Source organism: Pseudomonas sp. CFBP 8770 (assembly GCF_014841705.1).
GTDB lineage: Bacteria > Pseudomonadota > Gammaproteobacteria > Pseudomonadales > Pseudomonadaceae > Aquipseudomonas.
Genome location: NZ_JACYUL010000001.1, coordinates 569358 through 592249 on the forward strand (window position 1 = coordinate 569358; position 22892 = coordinate 592249).

The following is a 22892-nucleotide window of genomic DNA, read 5'->3' on the forward strand; positions in this document are numbered from 1 at the left end:
GCCCCTACATGTGGAAGGTTACCGTGACTCAGAAGCCCGACCAGTGTCTTGGTGAATGGATCGATCGTGAAGCACTCGCCGAAGCGATGATTCCATTGATCGGCCAGCTCTACCGCAATAACAACGTAGTCACCTCCATCTACGGCCGCAGTCTGATCAACCGTTCGGTGATCGAACTGCTCAAGGCGCACCGCTTCGCTCGCCACCGCCAGTCCGATTCCTCGGAGTTGTCGGTGCACGAGACGTTCCCGCTGATCAAGGCGATGAGCGAACTCAAGCTGGGCGCCGCCTCCGTCGATCTGGGCAAACTCGCGGTCAAGTTCAAGGAAAGCGGCAACGGGCGCAGTGCCGAACAGTTCGTGCGTGAAGAGCTGGCGGACGTGGTCGGCAAGCAGAACGAAGGCGAGCGGACCGGCACCGACGTTGTACTGTACGGTTTCGGCCGCATCGGTCGCCTGCTGGCGCGGATTCTGGTCGAGAAGGCCGGGGCTGGCGATGGTCTGCGTCTGCGCGCCATCGTCGTGCGCAAGGGCGCCGACAACGACCTGGTCAAGCGCGCCAGCCTGCTACGTCGCGACTCGGTGCACGGTTCGTTCGACGGCATCATCCATGTCGACGAAGCCAACAGCACCCTGACGGTGAACGGCAACCTGATCCAGGTCATCTACGCCAAGAATCCGAGCGAAGTCGACTACACCCAGTACGGCATCAAGAATGCCCTGCTGGTCGACAACACCGGCGTATGGCGCGATGCCGACGGCCTCGGCCAGCACCTGGCCTGCCCCGGCATCGACCGCGTGGTGCTGACCGCACCGGGCAAGGGCAAGCTGAAGAACATCGTGCACGGCATCAACCACGGCCAGATCACCGCTGACGACAAGATCGTTTCGGCGGCGTCCTGCACCACCAATGCCATCGTGCCCGTGCTCAAGGCGGTCAACGACAAGTTCGGCATCGTCAACGGCCACGTCGAAACCGTTCACTCGTACACCAACGACCAGAACCTGATCGACAACTTCCACAAGGGCGACCGTCGCGGCCGTTCCGCGGCGTTGAACATGGTCATCACCGAGACCGGCGCTGCCACCGCTGCCGCCAAGGCGCTGCCCGAACTGGCCGGCAAGCTGACCGGCAACGCCATCCGCGTGCCGACGCCGAACGTCTCCATGGCCATCCTCAACCTGAACCTGGAGAAGGCCAGCACTCGCGAAGAAATGAACGAGTACCTGCGCTACATGGCGCTGCATTCGGACCTGTCCCGGCAGATCGACTTCGTCAACTCGCAGGAAGTGGTATCGACCGACTTCGTCGGCTCGCGCTACGCCGGTGTGGTCGATGCCGAAGCCACCATCTGCAACGACAACCGTGTCGTGCTGTACGTCTGGTACGACAACGAGTTCGGCTACAGCTGCCAGGTCGTGCGCGTGATGGAAGACATGGCGGGCGTCAACCCTCCGGCCTTTCCTCACTGAGCCTGACCGCTGAATGAAAACGCCCCGACTGGTTCGGGGCGTTTTTTTTGCGGGGTGTCTGTCAGGACCTCGTCACGGGCAGAGTCCGCGTGCCCTTGTGGGAGCGGGTCTCTGCCCGCGAAGGCCGCGCCACCGTTTCAAGCCTGCGCCGCCAACGCAGTACGCTGCGCATGGCGGTCGCCGCGAAACAGCACCAGGGTCGCCACCAACCCCAACAGCGCCGCGCCACTGAGCCAGATGCCCGGTGCCGCCTTGTTGTCTAGGGCATGAATCAGGTAGGTGCAGGCTACCGGGGTGAACCCGCCAAACGTGGCCGTGGCCAGGCTGTAGGCCAGGGAAAACCCGGTGGTCCGCACGTCCAGCGGCATGATCTCGGTCAGCGCCACGACCATGGCACCGTTATACGAGCCATACAGGAACGACAACCACAACTCGACCGTCAGCAGACGCGCGAAGCTGGGGTCAGCCACCAACCATGACAAGGTCGGATAGGCCGTCAGAATCGCCAGCACCGTGGCCGCAAGCAGCAACGGTTTGCGTCCGATGCGGTCCGACAGCGCGCCCATGATCGGCAACCAGATGAAGTTGGAAATGCCTACCGCCATGGTTACCAGCAACGCATCCATGTCGGACAGGTGCAGCTCGTTCTTGCCGAATGTCGGCGTGTAGGCGGTAATCAGGTAGAACGACACGGTGGTCATCACCACCAACGCCATGCCCGCCAGCACCAGACGAAAATTCTGCGCCACCGAATGTACGACTTGCTTGAGCGTAGGCCGGTGAGTACGGGCCTCGAACTCGGGCGTCTCTTCCAGCGAACGGCGAATGAAAAAGATCACCGGCACGATCATGCAGCCCACCAGGAACGGCCCCCGCCAGCCCCATTCGCCCATCTGCCGTGCATCGAGAAACTGATTGAGCAATACCCCCAGCAGGCCGGCGAAGACCACGGCGACCTGCTGACTGGCAGACTGCCAACTGACGAAAAAGCCCTTGCGCCCTGGTGTGGCGATTTCGGCCAGATACACCGACACGCCGCCAAGCTCGACACCCGCCGAAAACCCCTGCAGCAGCCGGCCGAGCAGCACCAGCAGCGGCGCCGCCACGCCCAGGGTCGCGTAGCCCGGTACACAGGCAATCAACACCGTGCCCATGGCCATCAACGCCAGGGTCACGATCAGCCCTTTGCGGCGCCCGTGCCGGTCGATGTAGGCACCCAGAAAGATTGCCCCGAGCGGGCGCATCAGAAAGCCGGCACCGAAGGTGGCCAGCGATAGCATCAACGAAGCGAAGGCGCTGTCGGCCGGGAAGAAGGTCTTGGCGATTGCCGTGGCGTAGAAGCCGTAGACCATGAAATCGAACATTTCCAGGAAATTGCCGCTGACAACGCGAAAGATCGCCTTGCCTTTACCCACCTCAGATGTCATGGCCGTGCTCACTCTACTTGATCTTGTTGGTGATCCCTGGATTCGAACACCTGGCCCATCAAGCACGGGTATCCAGCACCGGGAACATATCTTGTAACGATATGTTGCAGATCGACCTCAGGTAAAGTGAATTCGTTCGCTAGCTAAGTAACAGAATGGGGCAGTGACTGCCGACTTCGCTCAGGCGGGGCGCCAGCTCACTGCGTGAATGCCGAATTTTTCCGCCGAGGGCTGGCTGGTCTTGGCCACGTGCTCACGGCCGAATCGACCGATGCGGCCCACCCCGGCGTCGCAGCTCGCCCAGTGCCAGGCTTCGCTGGCGTCCATTTTTTCAGCTCTGATGACGAATGACTTGGGATCGCCGTGCAGGGTGTAGTCGATGACGAACAGTTTCGCGTTGTTCATGGGGCCGGGGTTCTTCCTTGTGATGTGCGGCGTGATGTGCGTCGGAGTATGGCCCGGCAGAAAAATTCCGTCGGATCGGCGCGCTCGCGCCAATCCGCAGATTGCACGGCAGCTCTCTCAGCCCAGGTCGGCCTGGCGGGCCAGCGCGGTTGCCAGGCTCGGGGCCAGTGGCAAGGTCGGCAACAACGTCGCCTGGTAGGCATGATAGAGATCGGGCTTGCCCGGCCAGATGGTCCCTGCCGGTCGATTGTGTGCGTCGAGTTCGTGGTGCCAGCTGCCGTGCTCGCGGTCGATCAGGTAAAGGTCGATGTAGTCCCAGAACTCGCGATACCAGTGCTCGTAACGGCTATCCCCGGTGCGCTGGTACAACGCTGCGGCGGCAGCCACCGCCTCGGCCAGCGTCCAGTGCAGGCGTTGAGCGACCACTGGCCGGTGCTGCCAGTCGATGGTGTAGACAATCCCCGGCTGGCCGTCCACAGCCCAGCCCAAGTCGCAGGCTGCGGCGAACAGGCGCTGGGCGTCGTCAGCCAGCCAGCTTGGGTTGGCCAGGCCGATGCGGTGCCGGGCGGCTTCCAGGTGCAGCAGCAACCGGGCCCACTCGAATGCGTGCCCTGGAGTTTGCCCGTATGGGCGAAATTCGTCCGCCGGGCGCTCGTGGTTATAGTCCGCCAGGGGTTGCCAGCAGGCGTCGAAATGTTCGACCGGCAGGTAACTGGCAGCGGCCGCGTGGTGGTGAATCAATCGTTCACTGATCGCCAGTGCACGGGCCAGCCATTTATCGTCGTTGCAGACGTCGGCTAGCGCCAGGCAGGCTTCCACGCCGTGCATGTTGCTGTTGCCACCGCGGTAGCTTTCCCGGTCGGTCCAGTCCTGGGCGAAGGACTCCAGGAATGCCTGCTCCTCCTCGCACCAGAAGCGTCGTTCCAGCACATCGACCGCATCCGCCAGCAACGCTGCGGCGCCGGGCCGGCCGGCGGCAACCGCCGAACTCGCCGCCAGGGCGACGAACGCGTGCAGGTAGGCTTGCTTGCGCTCTGCAGACTCGGGTTTTTCGCTGGCATGCCAGCCGCCGTGTCGTGCATCGCGCAGCGGGCCCTGCAGCGCGCAAATACCGTGGTCGACCATGGCCGCGCTGCCTGGGAGTCCCTGCAGGCAGGCGAGGGCGAAGCTGTGGGTCATGCGCGCGGTCTGAATGGTCAATGCACCGCGGGACAGCACCGGTTGGCCGCGGTGGTCGAGGTCGGCGAAGCCGTTCTCGATCCGCGCGGCCTTGGCAAACTCCAGCAATCGCTGGCCTTGCAGGGCCAGCCACTGGCGGTGGGCGGGAAGGGTCAACCAACTGTTCGCGGCGGGAGTAAGGGGCTCCATCTGTACCAATGCCTCGCTGGGGAATGCAGGAAGCATCCAGCATAGCGGGGCGCATTGACGCTTGGACGGCACCGACCCGCAGAGTCAGGCTTGTGGCCGATTCGGCCTATTGATAGGACTCTTCATCCTCGTCATCTTCTTCTTTAAGCGGCACGGTGGCATCTTTGGTGGTCACCGAGCCAGGATCCTCGCTGCCTGGATCGTTGATGAAGGGCAAACCGGTGGGGCCTTTTTCTTCTTTGCCTTCTGTTTCAGGTGTCATGGTCATTCTCCTGTTGGCGACCAGCAGGCGGTCGACTCAGGCATTGGACGCCCGGGCACGCACGACGTTCATGCTGACCATGGCCACCACCGCAACCAGGGCAACCAGCACGCTGAAAAACTCGGCCGAATGATGCAGGCCGAACTGTGGAATGCTCACGCCGACCGCGATCACCGGCACCGACATGGACAGGTAGTAAACGATGAACAGCGCCGAGGTCACGCCGGCTTTCTGGCCGGCAGGCGCGGCATTGGCCACTGCACCCATGCCGGCGCGGAAAGTCACGCCCTGGCCGATGCCGCTCAAGGCGCCGCCCAGTACCAATAGCCACAGCTGCGCGCTGGCGATACTCATGCCCAGGCAGGCCACGCCCACGATCAGCACGCTGCAGCCGATGCTCATTTGCGCAGTGTCGCGGATCCGCCGGACCCAGGCCTGGCCGACGACCGAGCCGGCAAACAGCACGAAGATCACGGCGCCGATCACAACCCCGCCGTCGTGACCCATGATCTGACGCATGATCGACGGCACCAGCGAGGTGAACAGTCCCGTCACGCTGAAACCGGCGAGGCCGGCAATGGCCGCAGGAATGAACGGCCCGCGCACCGCCGCTGGCAGGCTCGGACGCTGGAAGGCGAGCCGCGGCTTGGCCGGGCGTTGTGCGGTCTCTCTGACAGCCAGGATGGCTGCGGTAGCTGCCAACAGCAGCAGCAGGTGGACGATGAACGCCAGGTGTACGGGCCAGGGCAGGAATTGCGAAGTCACCCCGGCCAGCAATGGCCCGAGGCCCAGGCCGAGCATGTTGGCTGCGGTGGCGACCAGGGTCGCAGTGCCCTGCCAGCGCTTGGGGGCCGCCTCGATCACAGCCACCGTGCCGGTACCGGTCATGATGCCGGCCGAGAAGCCCGAGATCAGCCGCCCGACCAGCAGTCCGCCGATGGAGTCGGTGCAAAGGAAGATCAGCGCACTGAGCGCGCCCATGGCCAGGCCGGCCAGCAGCATCGGTCGCCGGCCCAGTTGGTCGGACCAACTGCCGACTGCCAGCAGCGCGAAGATCACGCCGGCGGCGTAGATGGCGAAGATCAAGGTCACCCAGGTCGGACCGAAACCCAGGTGCTGTTGATACAAGGCATACAGCGGCGTTGGCAGGGTGGTGCCGATCATGGTGATCAGAAAGGCCAGGGCGATCAGCCAGAAGCCCGTCTGGTCAGTGCAGGTGCCGTCTGTGACGCCAGGGTGTTGGGCAGGTGTTCGAGTCATCGGTTTCAGCCAGATCGGAGAGGGCGGTCGGAGTAACCGCGTGTGGCAATCAGCCGTACGCCCGTGAACAGCGGCGTCCGGGTTTGCCTCACGGGTGCTTGAAATGCGCGCCGCGACGCAACCGGATCGGCCCTTCGGGTTCGCTGTCCGGGTCGAGCCGCACGTCGCCTTGAGTCACGTCGATGATTCGAGCAGCGGCCAGGGCCCTGGCCACCCGGCGAACCTCGGGCATCAACGCGCGCCACTGCGGCTCATCCGCCTCCAGCGAGCGAGCCACCTCGGAGGGGCAGATCGAAGCGCTGGGAGCGCGCTGTTCCAGCAGTTGCAGGACGCGGCTGGCGATGACGTCGTCGGGATGGCTCATGGAGGGCGTTCGTCCTTGCAGGCGACATGGCGAATATGAAAACAACTTCAGCCATGTTACCTGCAACGTCCCGCAGTGGACATCTCGACCCGTTCGCGATTCAGGCGCTGGCGGCCTCGTCCGGGGTGAACTCCTTCTCCATGTGCCGTTCGATCTGCTCCAGCGACTTGCCCCGGGTTTCCGGCACGCACGTCATCACGAAGATCAGCGACATGACGTTGATCACCGCGAACAACATGAAGGTGTAAGGGCCGAAGCCGGCCAGCGCGATCGGGAACATGAACGCCACCGACGCATTGCACAGCCACTGGAAGCACACCGCCGTGCCGGTCATCAGGCCACGCAGGTGCGAAGGAAACAGCTCGGACATCAGCAGCCAGTAGACCGGGGCGATGAAGGTCTGCATGAACAGCAGGAACATCAGGATGCAGGCCAGCGCCAGGTAGCTCTGCAGCAGCGAGGCCGGCAGCATGGTCAGCACACAGCAGAGCAGCACCTGCGCGAGGATCACGAAGCACAGGCCGGTCATCAGCATCGGCCGCCGGCCATGGCGCCCGACCAGCCAGATGCCGATCAACGTGGCGATCACCGAAGCCACGCCGTTGCCGATGGTGGCGGTGAGTGCCGCGTTGGTCCCCAGCCCGGTGGACTTGAGGATGACCGGAGTGAAATACATGAACGCATTCACCCCCGTGAGCTGAGCCACGAAGCCCAGCCCCATGCCCACCAGCAACAGGCGACGCAGCCAGGGCTCGGCCCAGATCGAGGACCAACTGACATCGGCGCGTTGTTCTTCGTTCTGGGCAATGATCTCCTTCATTTCCTTGTCGACCTGCTTCTTGCTCGATCGCAGTCTTTCCAGCACTTCGCGCGCCTCGTCCATGCGCCCCTTGCTGGCCAGCCAGCGCGGTGAGGTGGGCACGAAGTGCATGCCGATCCACAGCAGGGCCGCCGGGATCACCGCGATGGCGAGCATCCAGCGCCATACATCCGGGGTGTGGGCGAAATGCGCGAGCAGGGCGTTGGAGACGTAGGCCACCAACTGCCCGGTGACGATCATCAACTCATTCTGGCTGACCAGCCGCGCCCGCTTGTTGGGGCCGGCGATCTCGGCAATGAACATCGGCACGATCGCCGATGCCCCGCCGACTGCCAGCCCCAGCACGAAGCGTGTGGCGATCATGATCGCGACCGTCGGCGCGAGGGCGGAACCCAGGGCGCCGATCATGAACAAAATGGCCAGGCCCTTGAGCGCCGTCAGCCGCCCGTATTTGTCGGCCAGGTGCCCGGCGAACAATGAGCCGAAGGCGGCGCCCAGAATCAGCGAGGAAGCCACCAGGCCCTCGGTGAACGGAGTGAGGCCCAGGCCACCTTGGTCCGGTCCCTGCGTCATGAAGGGGAGGGCTCCGGAGATCACCCCCGTGTCGTAGCCGAAGGCCAGGGCGCCCATGGTGGCGATGATCGCCACCCGCACCACTATCTGGCCAGGAGAGGTGCGTGTAGCGTCGTTTTCCTCGCCCGCAGGCGAAGTCTCGGGTGCTGTGGTGTTGGAACTGGACAAGGCTCATTCCTTTCATTGCACGCAGGCAATGCGTAGTGATGCGCCACGCAGGATCGCGCACGAAAGGAGCAGGGCAGGTATCAGCGTTCGGTGTTGCGATGCCGGCCCGGGAAAGGGTCACTCCCAAAGGCCGTCGGCTCCAGCGGATATTATGATTATGTCGAACTGCTTTGATGTTGAAGTCTTCGAACCGCATTCGATCACGCTGCCGAAGACACTGCCTGTGCGCTTTTCGCGACCATCTGCCGGTATGGCGCTGGGCTGTGAGTCTTATGAACGAAGTGGTTACAAAAAGTTTTGTATCGTTTGAAATTAAATGATGTCGGCGTGCGCCGCACAGGCACGGCAGCGGCGCTCTGCTAGCATAGAGGCTCGAATCGCAGGAGAAACCCGTGAGCCGCAAGAATCTGAACCGCACCCCCGAGCAAGTCGCCATGGCCCGCCGCGCCGGGGCGCTTGCCGCTGACGTACTGCGCATGATTGCACCGCACGTACAGGCCGGCGTGACCACGCAGTACCTGGACGAGCTGTGCAATGCCTACATCGTCAACGAATTGAAAGTGATCCCGGCCAACGTTGGCTATCACGGGTTCACCAAGACGGTGTGCATTTCGGTGAACGAGGTGGTTTGCCACGGTGTGCCCAGCAACGATGTGGTGCTGGCCGACGGCGACATCGTCAATATCGATGTGGCCGTCATCAAGGACCGCTGGTTCGGCGACACCAGCCGCATGTACTACGTCGGTGAACCCAGCGCGCTGGCAAAACGGCTTGTGGACACCACTTACGAGGCAATGCTGGCCGGTATCGAAGTGGTCAAGCCGGGTGCGACCTTGGGCGACATCGGCCACGCCATCCAGAGCGTGGCGCACCGTGAAGGGTTCAGCGTAGTGCGCGAGTACTGCGGACATGGCATCGGACAGATCTACCACGACGATCCGCAAGTGCTGCACTACGGCCGCAAGGGCGAGGGGATGCGCTTGACCCAGGGCATGATTTTCACTGTCGAGCCGATGATCAACGCCGGGAAGGCTGGCACCCGCCAGTTGGCAGATGGCTGGACTGTGGTGACCCGCGATCAGTCATTGTCCGCGCAATGGGAGCACATGGTGGCAGTGACTGCCGATGGCTACGAGATTCTCACGCTGTAACGCGCGAGCGGCGGCTTTTGCGCCTAGACCGGATCCAGCGGGACCAATTCGCGCACGCGTGCCACTACTTCGTTGATGTCGAAGGGCTTGTCGTATACGGCGTTGAAAAGTTCGGGCGTTGCCCGACCGACGTTGCCTTGGGCGCCACTCATCAAAAGAATGGGCACAGACTCGAACGAGGCGTGACTACGGATCTTCTGCGCCAGTTCGAGGCCGTTCATCCCAGGCATCATGAAGTCGGTAATGACCAATGCCGGACGCTCACGATCGAGGATCTCAAGCGCACGCTTGCCATTACCGGCCTTGACGGCCATATAGCCTTCGTCTTCCAACGCGTAACCAAGAATGTCGGCGATGAGATACTCATCGTCGACGATCAGGATAGTGGCCATGTCAGTTCGACCCCGGCAGCATCACGGATTCGAAATCGTGGAGGCACTACCTGATAACACTGCCTCTGCATTTGTGAACGCCTTTCTCAGGTCGATTCCATGACCATGAATGACCAGCTCCAATAGCGACGGATCATAGTAGCTGTCTCTGACTTTAAGAATGGACAGCAGGCGCTTTAGTTCAGACTCATGTTCGACAAATCGCGTCAGCAGGATGTTGTCGACGATGCTGGAGAGGTCTGGCGCCGGCGAGGTGATCTCCGGGCCGAACAGGCCGCGAACCTCCCAGGTGGCGAATACCGTCACGCCGCGGGCGCGCAGCTCGCTCATCAGGGTGCTGAAGAACTCGGTCAGGCGTACCGTACTGGTCGCCGTGCGGGCCATGCCGCCCAGGCTGTCGATGAGCAGGCGCTTGATGCCATGGACTTCGACGTGGCGCAACAGCCGTAATCCCAGACCGTCGAGCAGCCCTTCTGTAGTGGGCTGCCAGCACACGTGCAGAGCACCGCTGGCTTGCAGCGCCTCGAAGTCATGACCCAGCGATCGTGCCTTGACCTGCAAACGGCGCTCGGACTCGTACATGCCAAACAGCATGCCCGGCTGTTCGGGCGTGGACGCGGCGAGGAAGTTGATCCCCAGGCTGGTCTTGCCGATGCCCGACGGCCCCATCACCAGCGTCACCGAAGAGCGCGGCAGACCACCGCCAATCAGGTTGTCCAGCGCGGGAATGCCGCTGGGTATGCGGCTGAGATCGGTGGGGTCGGGGCAGGACGGGCGGCTGTAGAGGCTTTCCAGGCGTGGATAGACCACCAGCCCATCGTCGGTGATCTCGCACTCATGCAGACCCGACAGCGCGCCGCTGCCTCGGGTCTTGCGCAGCTGGATGCGGCGCACCGAACGGGTGTTGAACAGCTCTTCGCCCAGTTCGATCACGCCATCGACCATGGTGTGTTCGGGGCTGCCGTCGTCCAGTCGCGAGCTGGTCAGGAACAGCACCGTGCACCCGGCGAACGCGGCATGACCCTGCAGTTCGGAGATGAACTTCTTGGTGTCGATCTGCGAGTCAGCCTTGGAGCGGGCGTTGAGTACCCCGTCGACGATCAACACCGTCGCTTTCTGCCGACTGATCTCGCGGCGCAGCAGCTTGACCACTTCGTCCAGGCCTTCGTTTTCCAGGGTGTCGAACGCACTGACGAACTGGATTTCGTTGCCTATCTTCGAGGCATCGAAAAAGCTCAAGGTGGACAAGTATTGGAACAGCCGCTCGTGGGATTCCGCGAGCAGCGTGGCGACCAGGACCCGGCCGCCCTGGCTCACGTGATTGAAGCCCAATTGGTTGGCCAGGATGGTCTTGCCCGAACCCGGACGGCCCTGCACGATGTATGACGCACCGGCCACCAGCCCACCCTTGAGCAACAAATCGAGCCCTTCAATCCCGCTCGCGAGGCGCTTTAGCTGTTCCAATATCCGATCTGCCTGTATGGGTTGTGCGTGATCGACCGCGTCTGGACGACGGTGACCGATCCTTCAAATGCTGGGGATTCTATACCTTTTTGACCAAGCCGGTGCATCCGAACCCATACCCTGTAACAGCGGCGCAAGCCGCGTCAGGTGTCACCGCATCCATTCAGATACATCGCATACACTGTCGACGCGGCTTGCGCCAACGGTATGGCATGTGTTCGCACTCCCTGTAGCAGCGGCGCAAGTCGCGTCCGGCAGCACCGCGCAGCCCCTGATCCACCTCAACCACCGCTAGACGGACTTGCGCCGACGTTCGTAATGCTCCAGCAATGGCTGGGTGCTGATGCCATGCACCAGAATGCTCAAGGCCACCACCGACAACGTCAGGCTGATGCACACCTGCTCGACCGACTCCGGCAGTTCCTGAGCCAGGGCGTAGCACAGGTAGTAGATCGAACCGATCCCGCGGATGCCGAACCAGCCCAGCAACGCCCGCTGGTGCCCATCGAGCAGACGGCGGCTGACCAGCAGCCATACGCTCAGCGGGCGGATCACGCAGAACAGTGCCGCCGCCAGGCCGACCGCTCGCCAGTCCCAGTAGGCAGACAACGTCGCTCCCAGAATGGTGATCAGCAGCACTTCCATCGACCGCTCCACCAGGTTGCCGAACACCAGGATGTCGCCCATCATCACCCCAGCGGCCAATTGCCCGTCCTCCAGATCCTTGGGATGGGTGACGGTACCTTCCTCGGGCGCCAGGTCCCGGTGACCCACGATCGGCTTGGCCAGATGCTCCGAAGGGACCTCGGATCCCGACGTACGCACCTCTGCCTGACGCAGCCCCAGGCCGGCCGCGAACACCGCGAGAAATCCGAAGGCGCCCAGAGACGCGGCGCCGAAGTACGACAGCGCGATCAGTGCCAGCGCCAGAAAATCGTTGGGCGAGTTGGTGCTGTCGGCATTGCGCACGCGCAGGTAGATCATCAGGTGACCGATGGCCCGGCCCATCCCGTAACCGACCAGCAGCCCGACCGGCACGCCCCACAGCAGGTTTTCCAAGGCCCACTGGCCTAGCCAGTGGCTGTCCAGGCTGCCATGGTGCAGCATCAGCAGGCTCAGGATCACGAAGGGAAAGGCCGTACCGTCGTTGAGCCCGGCCTCACCCGACAGCCCGAAGCGCACGCGGTCGAAGTCCTGCGCGCTGTTCACCTGAACCATGGACGCCAGCACCGGATCGGTCGGCGCCAGCATCGCCCCAAGCAGGGTACTCACGCCCCAGGACAAGCCCAGGCCGTAGTGCGCCACCAGGCAGACGCCCAGAATCGACACCAGCATGACCGGACCCGACAGCATATAGGCCGCTCGCCACGCGCTGCGCCCCAGGCTAAGCCGCAGCTTGATGCCGGTACTGAACAGCGAGAACAGCACTGCGGCCTCCGCCAGCCGCTCGAGCCACGAGGCGGTGTCCTTGAAGTCGGTGGTGAACAGACCCAGCCCCATGGGACCGATGGCCACGCCGAATGCCAGGCACACTGCAGAGGTCGTCACCGGCAGCCAGCGCAAATAGGACGCCGTCAGCGCCAGCATCAACAGCAGGACGCCAAGAACAGCCATCCACAAGATAAAGCTCATCAGGCCTCGCCGGGCTTGCACCCATAAAATGGCTACAAAATGTAACCGCTTCAGCTGTGACTGCCAGCGAGGGCGTTAGTTGAGTGGCAAAACGTCGCGGCCCCGCCGCACGGCCACGTGCTGCAAAAGGCGACGAGCTGGCGTCATGGATTGCCGGAGAGACCATAGCTCTGTTTGACGCGGTCCATGATCCCCGTGCGATTCGACGCGTTCACTGTCTTCATCTGCCCCATGAGGTTTTCACCTGTCTTGCTGGCAAGCAGATCCTCATGGGTTTTGGCAATCTCGCCGAGCTCTTCTGCGCCATGCACCACACCGGTCACGGTCCACGCCGTCGACAACACCTTGAGTCCGAACCTTGCCATTGGATGAGGCACCACTGCAGCCGCTCCGTCCAGGCCTGCCTTGACCGTAGCACCGAACGACAAGCCGGTGATCAGCTTGTCTTGCGTCAGCTCCTGCAGATCGTGCAGTGACGCTTGGAGCTCCTCGGCCTTGGTATCGGAAAGCGTTGCCAGCTCGGCAGTGCCTTTCACGGCTTTCTGGGTATTTTTGATGGTGGCCTTGATGCTGTGCGCAACACCGGTGACTGCATCCGTGGCAATTGCTCCCGCCAGAGGCGCTTTGCTGATTTGCGAGAGGTCGCCGGTCTGGCTGAATTCGACGACGGTGCCGACACCTTTAGCGCCCTTGAGCACTGCACCGACGCCCGGCACTTGCCCGTGCGCGAGGTGATCTGCCGTCTGCGCACGGCCCTTGGCACTGTTCAGGATCTGTTGCCCAGGGCTGAATTGTTCCTTCATGCGCTGAACCTTGCCCATGGCGTTGTCCGCCCGCTGGTCGCCCATCGAGGTGCTTGTCGGAGCAGCAGCTGGCTGTGCTGGCGCTTGCGACTGGCGCTCGTGGTACTTGTACGCTTCGTAGCCGATCCCGGCTGCGCCGACGCCGCCCTTGAACACGGCGCGCAACATCCGGCCATCGTCATCCACTGCAGACGACGGCGAGTTGCGCACCATGGCATACAGATTGAGCCCATCCACTGTCCCTGCCGGATCAGCGCTCAGCCAGCGTCCGGCCCAAGGCTGATAGTAGCGGTAGCCATAGTAGTAGAGCCCGGTGTCGTCGCGTTCCTTGCCCGAGTAACGGACGGTCTTGTAGCTCGCCTCGACCTGATGGCGGCAGGCCCAGACCGCCGTGGCGCCGAACGGGAAGAATTCCTCGCGGCTGATGACTTGACCGTCGCCATCGAGCTCCAGGCCATGACTGCCCAGCAGGTCGGTGTAGCTATAGCGCAACTGGTCGTTGGCCAGACCCTCGGGGCTGCCGTCGGGCCAGTGCAGCAAGCGAATATGTTCGGCCACCTTGAGGCAATGCAGGGTCTGGCCGTCCTGCTGGCGCAACTCCAGCCCCGGCAGGTAGCAGGTGCTTCCCTGCGCGTGGGTCTTGCGCAGTCGCTGGTGCTGCTGGCCGTAGAGGTAGTGCTCGGTGCCTGCCCCGGTGCGTGTCACGCTGGCCAGCTGCATACGACTGTTCCAGGCCGTAGATTGGGCGCCGTCCAGTGCGCGTTGCTGCCCGGCGGCATCGAACTGGCGATCGATCAGTGCCGGGTCATCGCACACGCTGCTCAGGACGGCCCGGTTGCTGCACGCCGAGGTCGTCAGCCTGACGGTGTAGCCGGCATTGGTTGTTGGCACGGTGTGCCGAATGCTCAGCAGGTTGCCGGCCTCGTCGTACGCATAGCGACGCTGGTACGAGGCGTAGGCGCGGGTGTCGACGGGCAGCGCAGAGGGCAGGTTGCTCTGCATCTGGCCGTGTGCAGCCATCTGCCGACCGCTGGCCAGGATCAGCTGGGACAGCGAATCGTAACGGTAGTCCTGCTGCGGATCGATTTTCTGATTGCGCCAGAAGCGTGTCTGCTCGGCTTCGTTGCGCACCTGAGTCACCCGGCCCGTCGGGTCATACTGGTAGCGCAGGTCCTGCAAGGTCTGGCGGTCGCTGGCGCGCTGGGTACGCAAACCGACCAGGCGTTGGGTGTCGGCTGCATAGGTATGGGTGATGACGATGCCGTTGGCGTGCCGCTCGACCTCTTTCTGCCCCCCGGCGTCGTAGGTCACGTCCAGCACGACAGGCGTCTCCAAGCTGTCATTGCACGTGACCCAACTGGCCCGGTACTGCCCGCAACGGTCATGGCCGTGGCGTTGACGATGGCCTCTGGCGTCCTCGCTGGCGATGATTGCGCCGCAGGCATCGAAGCTCGCCGTACTGGTCAAGGCTTGCGGTTCCAGGCACCGCCCCCCTTGAATATTGTCCTGCGCCCAATCGCATTCGGTGTGACCTGCGAGCAGTTGCAGGGTCTCGCCGGCAATTGCGCCGAGCAGGCTGCGCGCTTGCACGACGTGTCTGCCAGCGCTGTCGAAACGCGTCTGGCAGTGCCCGGCCAGGTTGAACGCTTTGGCCTGTGCGTCAACGTCCGCCCATTGCCAGCGCTCGGCGGTGCGAAAGGTGCGTTGGGCAGAGCGTTCCCGGATCGACAGCAGCCGGCCGGGTAACGACGCCGTTTCGTAGCAGCGCGTCTGCTCGACACCGTTGGCCTGCCAAGTCACCGCCTCGCGGCCACAGGCATCGTACAGCGTGCGGGTAGTGCCGGCGTCGACACTGTGGATGCGCAGGCATCGACCGCTCAAGCTGTGCCGTTGCACCAGGTTGGCGGCCACGTCGGGTCGTTCGGCCTGGGCTGCGTGAAGGCGCGGATCGATACTGCTGATCAGTTGTCCGCCGGCGTCATGGCTGTAACGGGTGATGCGGGCTTGTGCGGGACCCGCTTGGTCGCGGTGGTAGGCGATGTCGCGCAGCACCCGCGCACGGCCGTCGAAGCAGCGCAGGGCAGGGGTGGCGGTATGGATGAGGTGAGAAGCAGGGTCAGTCATGGCAGTACCGATAAACAGAAATCAGGGGCGGGTTTCCTGCAGTTGTAACCTGCCGTGTTTCTGCCCGCCCCGAGTGGGCGCTGTGATGACCCGTGCTACAGCGCTCGGCACCGATTGACAATTCCCCGATCCCTGACCATAGTTCCTCTCACGCAAACGTTTGCGGGTTTCCGCAGGCTGCGCTCGAAAACAATCATAAGATCGGAGTAACCCCATGAAGCTGCCCTTCGCCGGACGCCTGCTCGCTGTCTCCCTGATGGCTGCCATCGGCGCCATCGCCCCGTTGCAATCCTCTTTCGCCGATACCCAGAAGCCCAAGGTCGCGCTGGTCATGAAGTCCCTGGCCAACGAGTTTTTCCTGACCATGGAAGACGGCGCCAAGAGCTACCAGAAAGAGCACGCTGCCGATTTCGATCTGGTGTCCAACGGCATCAAGGATGAGTCCGACACCGCCAACCAGATCCGTATCGTCGAGCAGATGATCGTCGCCAAGGTCGACGCGCTGGTCATTGCGCCGGCAGACTCCAAGGCGCTGGTACCCATCATCAAGAAAGCCATGGATGCTGGCATCAAGGTCGTCAACATCGACAACCAGCTCGATGCCGGGGTGCTGAAAAGCAAAGGTATCACCGTACCGTTCGTGGGCCCCGACAACCGCAAGGGCGCCAAGTTGGTGGGTGATTATCTGGCCACCCGCCTGAGCGCCGGCGACCAGGTCGGCATCATCGAAGGCGTACCGACCACCACCAACGCGCAGATGCGCACCGCCGGTTTCAAGGACGCCATGCAAGCGGCGCAGATGAAGATCGTCTCGGTGCAGTCGGGTAACTGGGAAATCGACAAGGGCAATGCCGTCGCTTCGGCCATGCTCAACGAATACCCGGACCTCAAGGCCCTGCTGGCCGGCAACGACAGCATGGCGCTGGGCGCGGTGTCCGCAGTGCGCTCCGCCGGCAAGGCGGGCAAGGTCCAGGTGGTCGGCTACGACAACATCAATGCTATCAAGCCGATGCTGAAAGACGGCCGCATCCTGGCCACGGCCGACCAGTTCGCCGCCCGCCAGGCGGTGTTCGGCATCCAGAATGCCCTGGCGCTGGTCAAGGGCGACAAGCTCGACGTCGACGCCAACGGTGTCATCCAGACCCCGGTCGAGCTCGTCACCCAGCCTTGATGCAGTGCACCTCGCGGGCAGGTCCGGCCAGTGCCGGCCTGTCGCCCGCAGGTGTGCCTGGAGAAACCTATGACATCCAACGTTGTGCTGTCGGTCAGTGGCATCGGCAAGACTTATGCCCAGCCGGTGCTGTGGGACATCGACCTGCAACTGCACCGCGGCGAAGTGCTTGCCCTGACCGGCGAGAACGGCGCAGGCAAGAGCACCCTGTCGAAGATAATCGGTGGGCTGGAAGCACCCACCACCGGCCAGATGCAGTTCCAGGGCCAGCCATGGCTGCCGGGCAGTCGCACCGCAGCCGAGCGCGGCGGGGTGCGCATGGTCATGCAGGAGCTTAACCTGCTGCCTACCCTGACCGTCGCGGAAAACCTGTTCCTCCATGATCTGCCCAGCCGTGCTGGCTGGATCGACCGTCGCCGCCTGCGTGAACAGGCCCGCCAGGCCATGGCACAGGTGGGCCTGGATGCCATCGACCCGGACACCCTGGTCAGCGATCTGGGCATCGGCCATCAGCAAATGGTCGAAATCGCCCGCAACCTGATCGGCGACTGCCAGGTGCTGGTGCTCGACGAACCCACCGCCATGCTCACCGCGCGCGAGGTCGACATGCTGTTCGCGCAGATCCTGCGGCTGCGCGAACGCGGGGTGGCGATCATCTACATTTCCCACCGTCTGGAAGAACTGGCGCAGGTCGCGCAACGCATCGCCGTGCTGCGCGACGGACGCCTGGTGTGTGTCGAACCGATGGCGCGCTACGACAGCGAGCAACTGGTGAACCTCATGGTCGGGCGCGAGCTGGGCGAGCGTATCGACCTTGGCGAGCGACGCATCGGTGCGCCGATGTTCAAGGTGCAGGGCATGACCCGTGGCGACAAGGTCAAGGACGTATCCTTCGAGGTGCGCCAGGGTGAGATCTTCGGTATTTCCGGATTGATCGGGGCAGGACGTACCGAACTGCTCAGGCTGATTTTCGGCGCCGATGCCAGCGATGCCGGTACCGTTGCGATCGGCCAGCCGCCCGTGCCGGTGAGCATTCGCAGCCCTGCCGATGCCGTTGCCCACGGTATCGCGCTGATCACCGAAGACCGCAAGGGCGAAGGCCTGCTGCTGTCGCAGTCGATCAGCGCCAATATCGCCCTGGGCAACATGCCGGCGATTTCTGCGGCCGGCATCGTCGACAGCAAGGCCGAGCGAGCCTTGGCCCAACGCCAGATCGAGGCCATGCGCATCCGCAGCTCCAGCCCGGCGCAAACGGTGGCCGAACTTTCCGGCGGCAATCAGCAGAAGGTGGTGATCGGCCGCTGGCTGGAGCGTGACTGCAATGTGCTGCTATTCGACGAGCCGACCCGCGGCATCGACGTGGGTGCCAAGTTCGACATCTACGCCCTGCTGGGCGAGCTCACCCGCCAAGGCAAGGCACTGGTCGTGGTGTCCAGCGACCTGCGCGAGCTGATGCTGATCTGCGATCGCATCGCAGTGCTCTCGGCGGGCCGCCTGATCGACACCTTCGAGCGCGAACACTGGAGCCAGGATGAATTGCTGGCGGCCGCGTTCGCCGGTTATCAAAAACGCGATGCGCTGCTGGCCGAGCCTGCAGCAAGGACCCCTGCATGAAAACTTCGACACTGCCCAAAGACACTCCCGGCGCTAAGACCGGTGGCACTTATCTGGGCCTTGGCACCTACCTCGGCCTGGCTGGCGCATTGCTGGCCATGATCGTGCTGTTCTCCCTGCTCAGCAGCCATTTCCTCTCGTACAGCACCTTCAGCACCATTGCCAACCAGATCCCCGACCTCATGGTGCTGGCCGTCGGCATGACCTTCGTGCTGATCATCGGCGGCATCGACCTGTCGGTGGGGTCGGTGCTGGCGCTGGCGGCCTCGGCAGTGAGTGTGGCGATTCTCGGCTGGGGCTGGAGCGTATTGCCCGCAGCCTTGCTCGGCATGGGTTGCGCCGCGCTCGCCGGCACCATCACCGGCTCGATCACCGTGGCCTGGCGCATTCCGTCGTTCATCGTCTCCCTGGGCGTGCTGGAAATGGCCCGCGGGGTCGCTTACCAGATGACCGATTCGCGCACTGCCTACATCGGCGATGCCTTCGCCTGGCTGTCGGATCCGGTAGCGTTCGGCATCGCACCCTCGTTCCTGATCGCCCTCGGCGTGATCGCCATCGCGCACCTGACCCTGACCCGTACCGTCTTTGGCCGCTACCTGATCGGCATCGGTACCAACGAAGAAGCCGTGCGCCTGGCCGGGATCAACCCCAAGCCGTACAAAGTGCTGGTGTTTTCGCTCATGGGCCTGCTGGCGGGCGTGGCGGCGCTGTTCCAGATATCCCGGCTGGAGGCGGCCGACCCGAATGCCGGTGCTGGCCTGGAACTGCAGGTGATTGCCGCCGTGGTGATCGGCGGAACAAGCTTGATGGGCGGGCGCGGCTCGGTCATCAGCACCTTTTTCGGCGTGCTGATCATTTCCGTGCTGGCGGCCGGGCTGGCGCAGATCGGCGCAACCGAGCCGACCAAGCGCATCATCACCGGCGCGGTGATCGTCATCGCCGTGGTGCTCGACACTTATCGCAGCCAACGCGCGCGCAAGCGGGGCTAGCATGGCGACCATCAAGGACGTCGCGGCGCGAGCCGGTATCTCCTACACCACTGTCTCGCACGTCGTGAACAACAGCCGGCCGGTCAGCGCCCACGTGCGGCGCAAGGTCGAATCAGCGATCGCCGAGCTCAACTACGTTCCCAGTGCGGTGGCGCGCTCCTTGAAAGCGCGCAGCACAGCGACCATCGGCTTGTTGGTGCCCAACAGCGTCAACCCGTATTTCGCCGAGCTGGCGCGCGGTATCGAGGACTGCTGCGAGCGCAACGGCTACTGCGTGATCCTCTGCAACTGCGACGACGATCCGCAGAAACAGCGCAACTACCTGCGCGTGCTGCTGGAGAAGCGCGTCGACGGTATCGTCTTCGCCTCGGTGGGCGGCGATGCCGCGCTGACCGATATGCTCGCGGCAGTGCGCACGCCCATGGTCATCGTCGACCGTGGCCTGCAGCAGGTGGCAGCCGACCTGGTGTGCATCGATCATGAGCAGGGTGGCTACCTGGCCACCCGGCATCTGCTCGAGTTGGGCCACCGCGCCATCGCCTGCATCAGCGGGCCGCAACGTACCCACGTGGCGCAGTTGCGCCTGGACGGCTACCGCCGTGCGCTTGCCGAGTACGCCGTGCAACCCGCGCCCGAGCATGTCCTGCACAGCGATTTCACCAGTCCGGGTGGCTACCATGCGGCCGTCAAGTTGCTGGCGGGATCGGCGCCCACGGCGATCTTTGCCGCCAACGACATGATCGGCCTGGGGGTGCTGCGCGCGGCCGCCGAGCGTGGTATCCGGGTGCCCGAACAGCTGTCGGTCATCGGTTTCGACGATATCCAGCTCAGTCGCTATGTGTACCCGGCCCTGACCACCGTCGGCCAGCGTATCGGCGAATTGGGCGAGGTCGCTGCCGAGCGGCTTCTGGCTCGCATCGCCGGAGCGGCCGGTGCGGCTGCCACGCAACAGGTCATCGCGCCACAGATCGTGGTGCGCGAGTCCACGGCGCGATACGCCGGTCTTTCCCATGAATTGCGCTGAGAGTGGTAGATGATGCAAGCAAACGTATTGGTAATAGGCAGTCTGAACATGGACCTGGTGGCACAGGCCGAGCGTTTGCCGCAGGCGGGAGAAACCCTGCTGGGCCAGTCCTTCGCGACGGTGCCGGGCGGCAAGGGCGCCAACCAGGCAGTCGCGGCCGCGCGGTTGGGCGGGCAAGTGGCGATGATCGGCTGCGTCGGCGCCGACGCCTATGGCCAGGCGCTGCGCCAGGCACTGGCCGATGAAGGTATCGACTGCCAGGGCGTGCGTGTGGCTGAGGCCGTGGCGACCGGGATCGCGATGATCGTGGTCGATGCCAACAGCCAGAATGCGATCGTCATTGTCGCGGGCGGCAACGGCCAGCTCGACTGCGCCGACATCGAGCGTTTCGATCGCCTGCTGCTGGGCGCCGATGTGGTGGTGTGCCAGCTGGAAATCCCCTATGACGTGGTGGCTTTCGCCTTGCAGCGCGCTCACGAAGCAGGCAAGACCGTCATTCTCAATCCGGCGCCGGTCAGCGGGCCGTTACCGCAGCAATGGCTGGGCTGGGTCGATTACCTGATCCCCAACGAAACCGAAGCGCAGGCGCTCACCGGCCTGAGCGTCAGCTCGGTGGCCGAGGCCGAGCAGGCAGCCAGTCTTCTGCGCCAGGCCGGCGCCAGCAAGGTGCTCATCACCTTGGGTGAGCAGGGCCTGCTGTTTGCCGATGGCGCGCAGCCCCGGCATTATCCTGGGCGCAAGGTACAGGCGGTGGATACCACGGCGGCCGGCGATACGTTCGTCGGTGGCTTTGCCGCAGCGCTGGCTCGAGGCCTGGACGAATCGCAGGCCATCGCGTTCGGTCAGGCCGCCGCTGCACTTTCGGTCACCCGCGCTGGCGCACAGCCTTCCATCCCGACCCTGACGCAAGTGGAGCAGGTTGCATCGTGAAAAAGACAGCCTTGTTGAACATCTCGCTCTCCCAGCTGGTTGCGTCCCTGGGCCATGGTGACATCGTCGTGATCGGCGATGCCGGCCTGCCGGTACCACCGGGCGTACCTTTGATAGATCTCGCCCTGACGCCGGGCATTCCCAGCTTCGTCAGTACCCTGGACGCGTTGCTCAGCGAAATGCAGGTGGAAAGCCACGTGATCGCCGAGGAGATGCTGCAGGTCCTGCCGCCGGCGTCGGCACGAATCCAGCAGTTGCACGAACAGGGCGCCCTCGGTGTGCGCCAGTCTGTCAGCCATGCGCGTTTCAAGGAGCTGTCCCGAAGCGCTCGGGCCATCGTGCGCACAGGCGAATGCCAGCCCTACAGCAATATCGCCTTGTTGGCAGGCGTCACTTTCTAGACTTACCACTGAGCACAAGGAGTGCGACATGCAACGTTTCCTGCTGACCCTGTTTCGAGGATTCTCATTGATGGCCCTGCTCACCAGCGCTGCCGCCACCGCGGCCGACAAGATCGATCTGATCATCGACACCGACCCCGGCGCCGACGATGTCGTCGCCTTGCTGCTGGCCCTGGCCTCGCCCGAGCAGATCAACGTCCGCGCCCTCACGACCGTGGCCGGCAACGTGCGCCTCGACAAGACCTCGCGAAATGCCCGCCTGGCCCGTGAGTGGTCAGGGCGCGAGGACGTGCCGGTCTATGCCGGCGCGCCCAAGCCGCTGGTCCGCGAGCCGATCTATGCCGCCAACGTACATGGCGAGGAGGGCGTGCCCGGTATCGCCGTGCATGAGCCGAGCAAGGGGCTGGCCGAGGGCAATGCGGTTCAGTACTTGATCGACACCCTCAGCCATGCCGAACCGCACAGCATCACCCTGGCGATGTTGGGGCCGCAGACCAACCTGGCGCTGGCACTGATCCAGGCGCCCGGCATTACCCAAGGCATCAAGGAAGTGATCGTCATGGGCGGCGCGCATTTCAATGGCGGCAATATCACCCCGGTGGCCGAGTTCAACCTGTTCGCAGACCCGCACGCCGCCCAGGTGGTGCTGGCCAGCGGCGTCAAGCTCACCTACTTACCACTGGATGTCACCCACAAGGTCCTGACCAGCCCGGCGCGCCTGCAGCAGTTGGCTGCCTTGCAGAACAAGGCAGGGCCGCGGGTGGTGGATATTCTGCAGGCGTACTTCAAGGCAGACATGGAGCACTACGGGTTGCCCGGCGGCCCGGTTCACGATGCCAGCGTGATTGCCTATCTGCTGGCGCCAGAGCTGTTCAGCGGGCGCAAGGTCAACCTGACCATCGACAGCCGGGACGGCCCGACCTTCGGCCAGACCGTGGCCGACTGGTACGGCACGCTCGAGCAGCCTGCCAACGTGTTCTGGGTGAACGAGGGAAATGCGCAGGGCTTCTTCGATCTACTGGCGCAACGGCTGCAGCGCCTGCCCTGACCGGCCCATGCGCCGGTCTACGCAAGCGGG

At 63.7% G+C, this 22892-nt stretch carries 20 protein-coding genes; 9 read left to right on the forward strand and 11 right to left on the reverse strand.

Annotation, left to right across the window (positions count from 1 at the left end; all coding sequences use genetic code 11):
• The first annotated feature begins 8 nt into the window (after positions 1-8).
• Complete coding sequence (locus IFT98_RS02535) at positions 9-1472, forward strand: glyceraldehyde-3-phosphate dehydrogenase (RefSeq protein WP_122712953.1); 1464 nt, start codon at positions 9-11, stop codon at positions 1470-1472.
• Positions 1473-1609: 137 nt separating this feature from the next.
• Here IFT98_RS02535 and tcuC read toward each other — a convergent pair whose 3' ends face one another.
• From tcuC to IFT98_RS02570, 7 genes are all read right to left on the reverse strand, one after another.
• Positions 1610-2899 carry an MFS transporter gene (tcuC, locus tag IFT98_RS02540; RefSeq protein WP_192047427.1) on the reverse strand — a complete coding sequence of 430 codons (1290 nt, stop codon included), beginning with the start codon at positions 2897-2899 and terminating at the stop codon, positions 1610-1612.
• A 180-nt stretch (positions 2900-3079) separates the two neighbouring features.
• Positions 3080-3304 carry a DUF6555 family protein gene (locus IFT98_RS02545; protein ID WP_192047426.1) on the reverse strand — a complete coding sequence of 75 codons (225 nt, stop codon included), beginning with the start codon at positions 3302-3304 and terminating at the stop codon, positions 3080-3082.
• Between the two features lie 117 nt (positions 3305-3421).
• On the reverse strand, positions 3422-4672 hold the full coding sequence (locus tag IFT98_RS02550; RefSeq protein WP_192047425.1) for a D-mannose isomerase: 1251 nt from the start codon (positions 4670-4672) through the stop codon (positions 3422-3424).
• A 106-nt stretch (positions 4673-4778) separates the two neighbouring features.
• Entirely contained in the window at positions 4779-4934 is a 156-nt protein-coding gene (locus IFT98_RS02555; RefSeq protein ID WP_192047424.1) for a hypothetical protein, read from the reverse strand.
• 36 nt (positions 4935-4970) lie between these two features.
• Complete coding sequence (locus IFT98_RS02560) at positions 4971-6194, reverse strand: MFS transporter (protein ID WP_192047423.1); 1224 nt, start codon at positions 6192-6194, stop codon at positions 4971-4973.
• Positions 6195-6282: 88 nt separating this feature from the next.
• Complete coding sequence (locus IFT98_RS02565; protein WP_122796839.1) at positions 6283-6558, reverse strand: DUF3253 domain-containing protein; 276 nt, start codon at positions 6556-6558, stop codon at positions 6283-6285.
• Positions 6559-6658: 100 nt separating this feature from the next.
• Complete coding sequence (locus IFT98_RS02570) at positions 6659-8119, reverse strand: sugar porter family MFS transporter (protein WP_274603742.1); 1461 nt, start codon at positions 8117-8119, stop codon at positions 6659-6661.
• Positions 8120-8511: 392 nt separating this feature from the next.
• Here IFT98_RS02570 and map point away from each other — a divergent pair, with 392 nt between their 5' ends.
• Positions 8512-9270 (forward strand): type I methionyl aminopeptidase, encoded by a 759-nt coding sequence (gene map, locus IFT98_RS02575; protein WP_342214117.1) that lies wholly within the window; start codon positions 8512-8514, stop codon positions 9268-9270.
• A gap of 23 nt (positions 9271-9293) precedes the next feature.
• On the opposite strand, the gene IFT98_RS02580 is transcribed toward map, so the two are convergent.
• The 4 genes from IFT98_RS02580 to IFT98_RS02595 all read right to left on the reverse strand — a co-directional run bounded on the left by IFT98_RS02580 (position 9294) and on the right by IFT98_RS02595 (position 15685).
• A complete protein-coding gene (locus tag IFT98_RS02580) occupies positions 9294-9662 on the reverse strand; it encodes a response regulator (RefSeq protein WP_122796837.1) in 369 nt (122 codons plus the stop codon).
• 21 nt (positions 9663-9683) lie between these two features.
• A complete protein-coding gene (locus IFT98_RS02585; protein ID WP_192047581.1) occupies positions 9684-11129 on the reverse strand; it encodes an ATPase domain-containing protein in 1446 nt (481 codons plus the stop codon).
• A gap of 288 nt (positions 11130-11417) precedes the next feature.
• On the reverse strand, positions 11418-12758 hold the full coding sequence (locus tag IFT98_RS02590) for a cation:proton antiporter (RefSeq protein WP_192047422.1): 1341 nt from the start codon (positions 12756-12758) through the stop codon (positions 11418-11420).
• A 143-nt stretch (positions 12759-12901) separates the two neighbouring features.
• The gene (locus IFT98_RS02595; protein WP_192047421.1) at positions 12902-15685 is read right to left on the reverse strand and encodes an RHS repeat protein; all 2784 of its coding nucleotides are present in this window, start codon (positions 15683-15685) and stop codon (positions 12902-12904) included.
• Positions 15686-15899: 214 nt separating this feature from the next.
• Here IFT98_RS02595 and IFT98_RS02600 point away from each other — a divergent pair, with 214 nt between their 5' ends.
• From IFT98_RS02600 to IFT98_RS02630, 7 genes are all read left to right on the forward strand, one after another.
• Complete coding sequence (locus IFT98_RS02600; RefSeq protein WP_192047420.1) at positions 15900-16856, forward strand: sugar ABC transporter substrate-binding protein; 957 nt, start codon at positions 15900-15902, stop codon at positions 16854-16856.
• A 69-nt stretch (positions 16857-16925) separates the two neighbouring features.
• Complete coding sequence (locus tag IFT98_RS02605) at positions 16926-18470, forward strand: sugar ABC transporter ATP-binding protein (RefSeq protein WP_192047419.1); 1545 nt, start codon at positions 16926-16928, stop codon at positions 18468-18470.
• Entirely contained in the window at positions 18467-19459 is a 993-nt protein-coding gene (locus tag IFT98_RS02610) for an ABC transporter permease (RefSeq protein WP_185793690.1), read from the forward strand. Before IFT98_RS02605 ends, IFT98_RS02610 begins: the two co-directional genes overlap by 4 nt.
• A 1-nt stretch (position 19460) precedes the next feature.
• The gene (locus tag IFT98_RS02615) at positions 19461-20483 is read left to right on the forward strand and encodes a LacI family DNA-binding transcriptional regulator (protein ID WP_192047418.1); all 1023 of its coding nucleotides are present in this window, start codon (positions 19461-19463) and stop codon (positions 20481-20483) included.
• A gap of 12 nt (positions 20484-20495) precedes the next feature.
• Positions 20496-21413 (forward strand): ribokinase, encoded by a 918-nt coding sequence (gene rbsK / locus IFT98_RS02620; RefSeq protein WP_192047580.1) that lies wholly within the window; start codon positions 20496-20498, stop codon positions 21411-21413.
• Positions 21410-21814 carry a D-ribose pyranase gene (rbsD, locus tag IFT98_RS02625; protein ID WP_192047417.1) on the forward strand — a complete coding sequence of 135 codons (405 nt, stop codon included), beginning with the start codon at positions 21410-21412 and terminating at the stop codon, positions 21812-21814. The genes rbsK and rbsD overlap by 4 nt, the downstream gene beginning before the upstream one ends.
• Before the next feature lie 28 nt (positions 21815-21842).
• A complete protein-coding gene (locus IFT98_RS02630; protein ID WP_244650815.1) occupies positions 21843-22862 on the forward strand; it encodes a nucleoside hydrolase in 1020 nt (339 codons plus the stop codon).
• Positions 22863-22892: the final 30 nt, after the last annotated feature.

Coding starts and splice junctions, on each gene's coding strand:
- IFT98_RS02535 (WP_122712953.1), top strand. CDS start 9: ATGTGGAAGGTTACCGTGACTCAGAAGCCCGACCAGTGTCTTGGTGAA.
- tcuC (WP_192047427.1), bottom strand. CDS start 2,899: ATGACATCTGAGGTGGGTAAAGGCAAGGCGATCTTTCGCGTTGTCAGC.
- IFT98_RS02545 (WP_192047426.1), bottom strand. CDS start 3,304: ATGAACAACGCGAAACTGTTCGTCATCGACTACACCCTGCACGGCGAT.
- IFT98_RS02550 (WP_192047425.1), bottom strand. CDS start 4,672: ATGGAGCCCCTTACTCCCGCCGCGAACAGTTGGTTGACCCTTCCCGCC.
- IFT98_RS02555 (WP_192047424.1), bottom strand. CDS start 4,934: ATGACACCTGAAACAGAAGGCAAAGAAGAAAAAGGCCCCACCGGTTTG.
- IFT98_RS02560 (WP_192047423.1), bottom strand. CDS start 6,194: ATGACTCGAACACCTGCCCAACACCCTGGCGTCACAGACGGCACCTGC.
- IFT98_RS02565 (WP_122796839.1), bottom strand. CDS start 6,558: ATGAGCCATCCCGACGACGTCATCGCCAGCCGCGTCCTGCAACTGCTG.
- IFT98_RS02580 (WP_122796837.1), bottom strand. CDS start 9,662: ATGGCCACTATCCTGATCGTCGACGATGAGTATCTCATCGCCGACATT.
- IFT98_RS02590 (WP_192047422.1), bottom strand. CDS start 12,758: ATGAGCTTTATCTTGTGGATGGCTGTTCTTGGCGTCCTGCTGTTGATG.
- IFT98_RS02595 (WP_192047421.1), bottom strand. CDS start 15,685: ATGACTGACCCTGCTTCTCACCTCATCCATACCGCCACCCCTGCCCTG.
- IFT98_RS02600 (WP_192047420.1), top strand. CDS start 15,900: ATGAAGCTGCCCTTCGCCGGACGCCTGCTCGCTGTCTCCCTGATGGCT.
- IFT98_RS02605 (WP_192047419.1), top strand. CDS start 16,926: ATGACATCCAACGTTGTGCTGTCGGTCAGTGGCATCGGCAAGACTTAT.
- IFT98_RS02610 (WP_185793690.1), top strand. CDS start 18,467: ATGAAAACTTCGACACTGCCCAAAGACACTCCCGGCGCTAAGACCGGT.
- IFT98_RS02615 (WP_192047418.1), top strand. CDS start 19,461: ATGGCGACCATCAAGGACGTCGCGGCGCGAGCCGGTATCTCCTACACC.
- rbsK (WP_192047580.1), top strand. CDS start 20,496: ATGCAAGCAAACGTATTGGTAATAGGCAGTCTGAACATGGACCTGGTG.
- IFT98_RS02630 (WP_244650815.1), top strand. CDS start 21,843: ATGCAACGTTTCCTGCTGACCCTGTTTCGAGGATTCTCATTGATGGCC.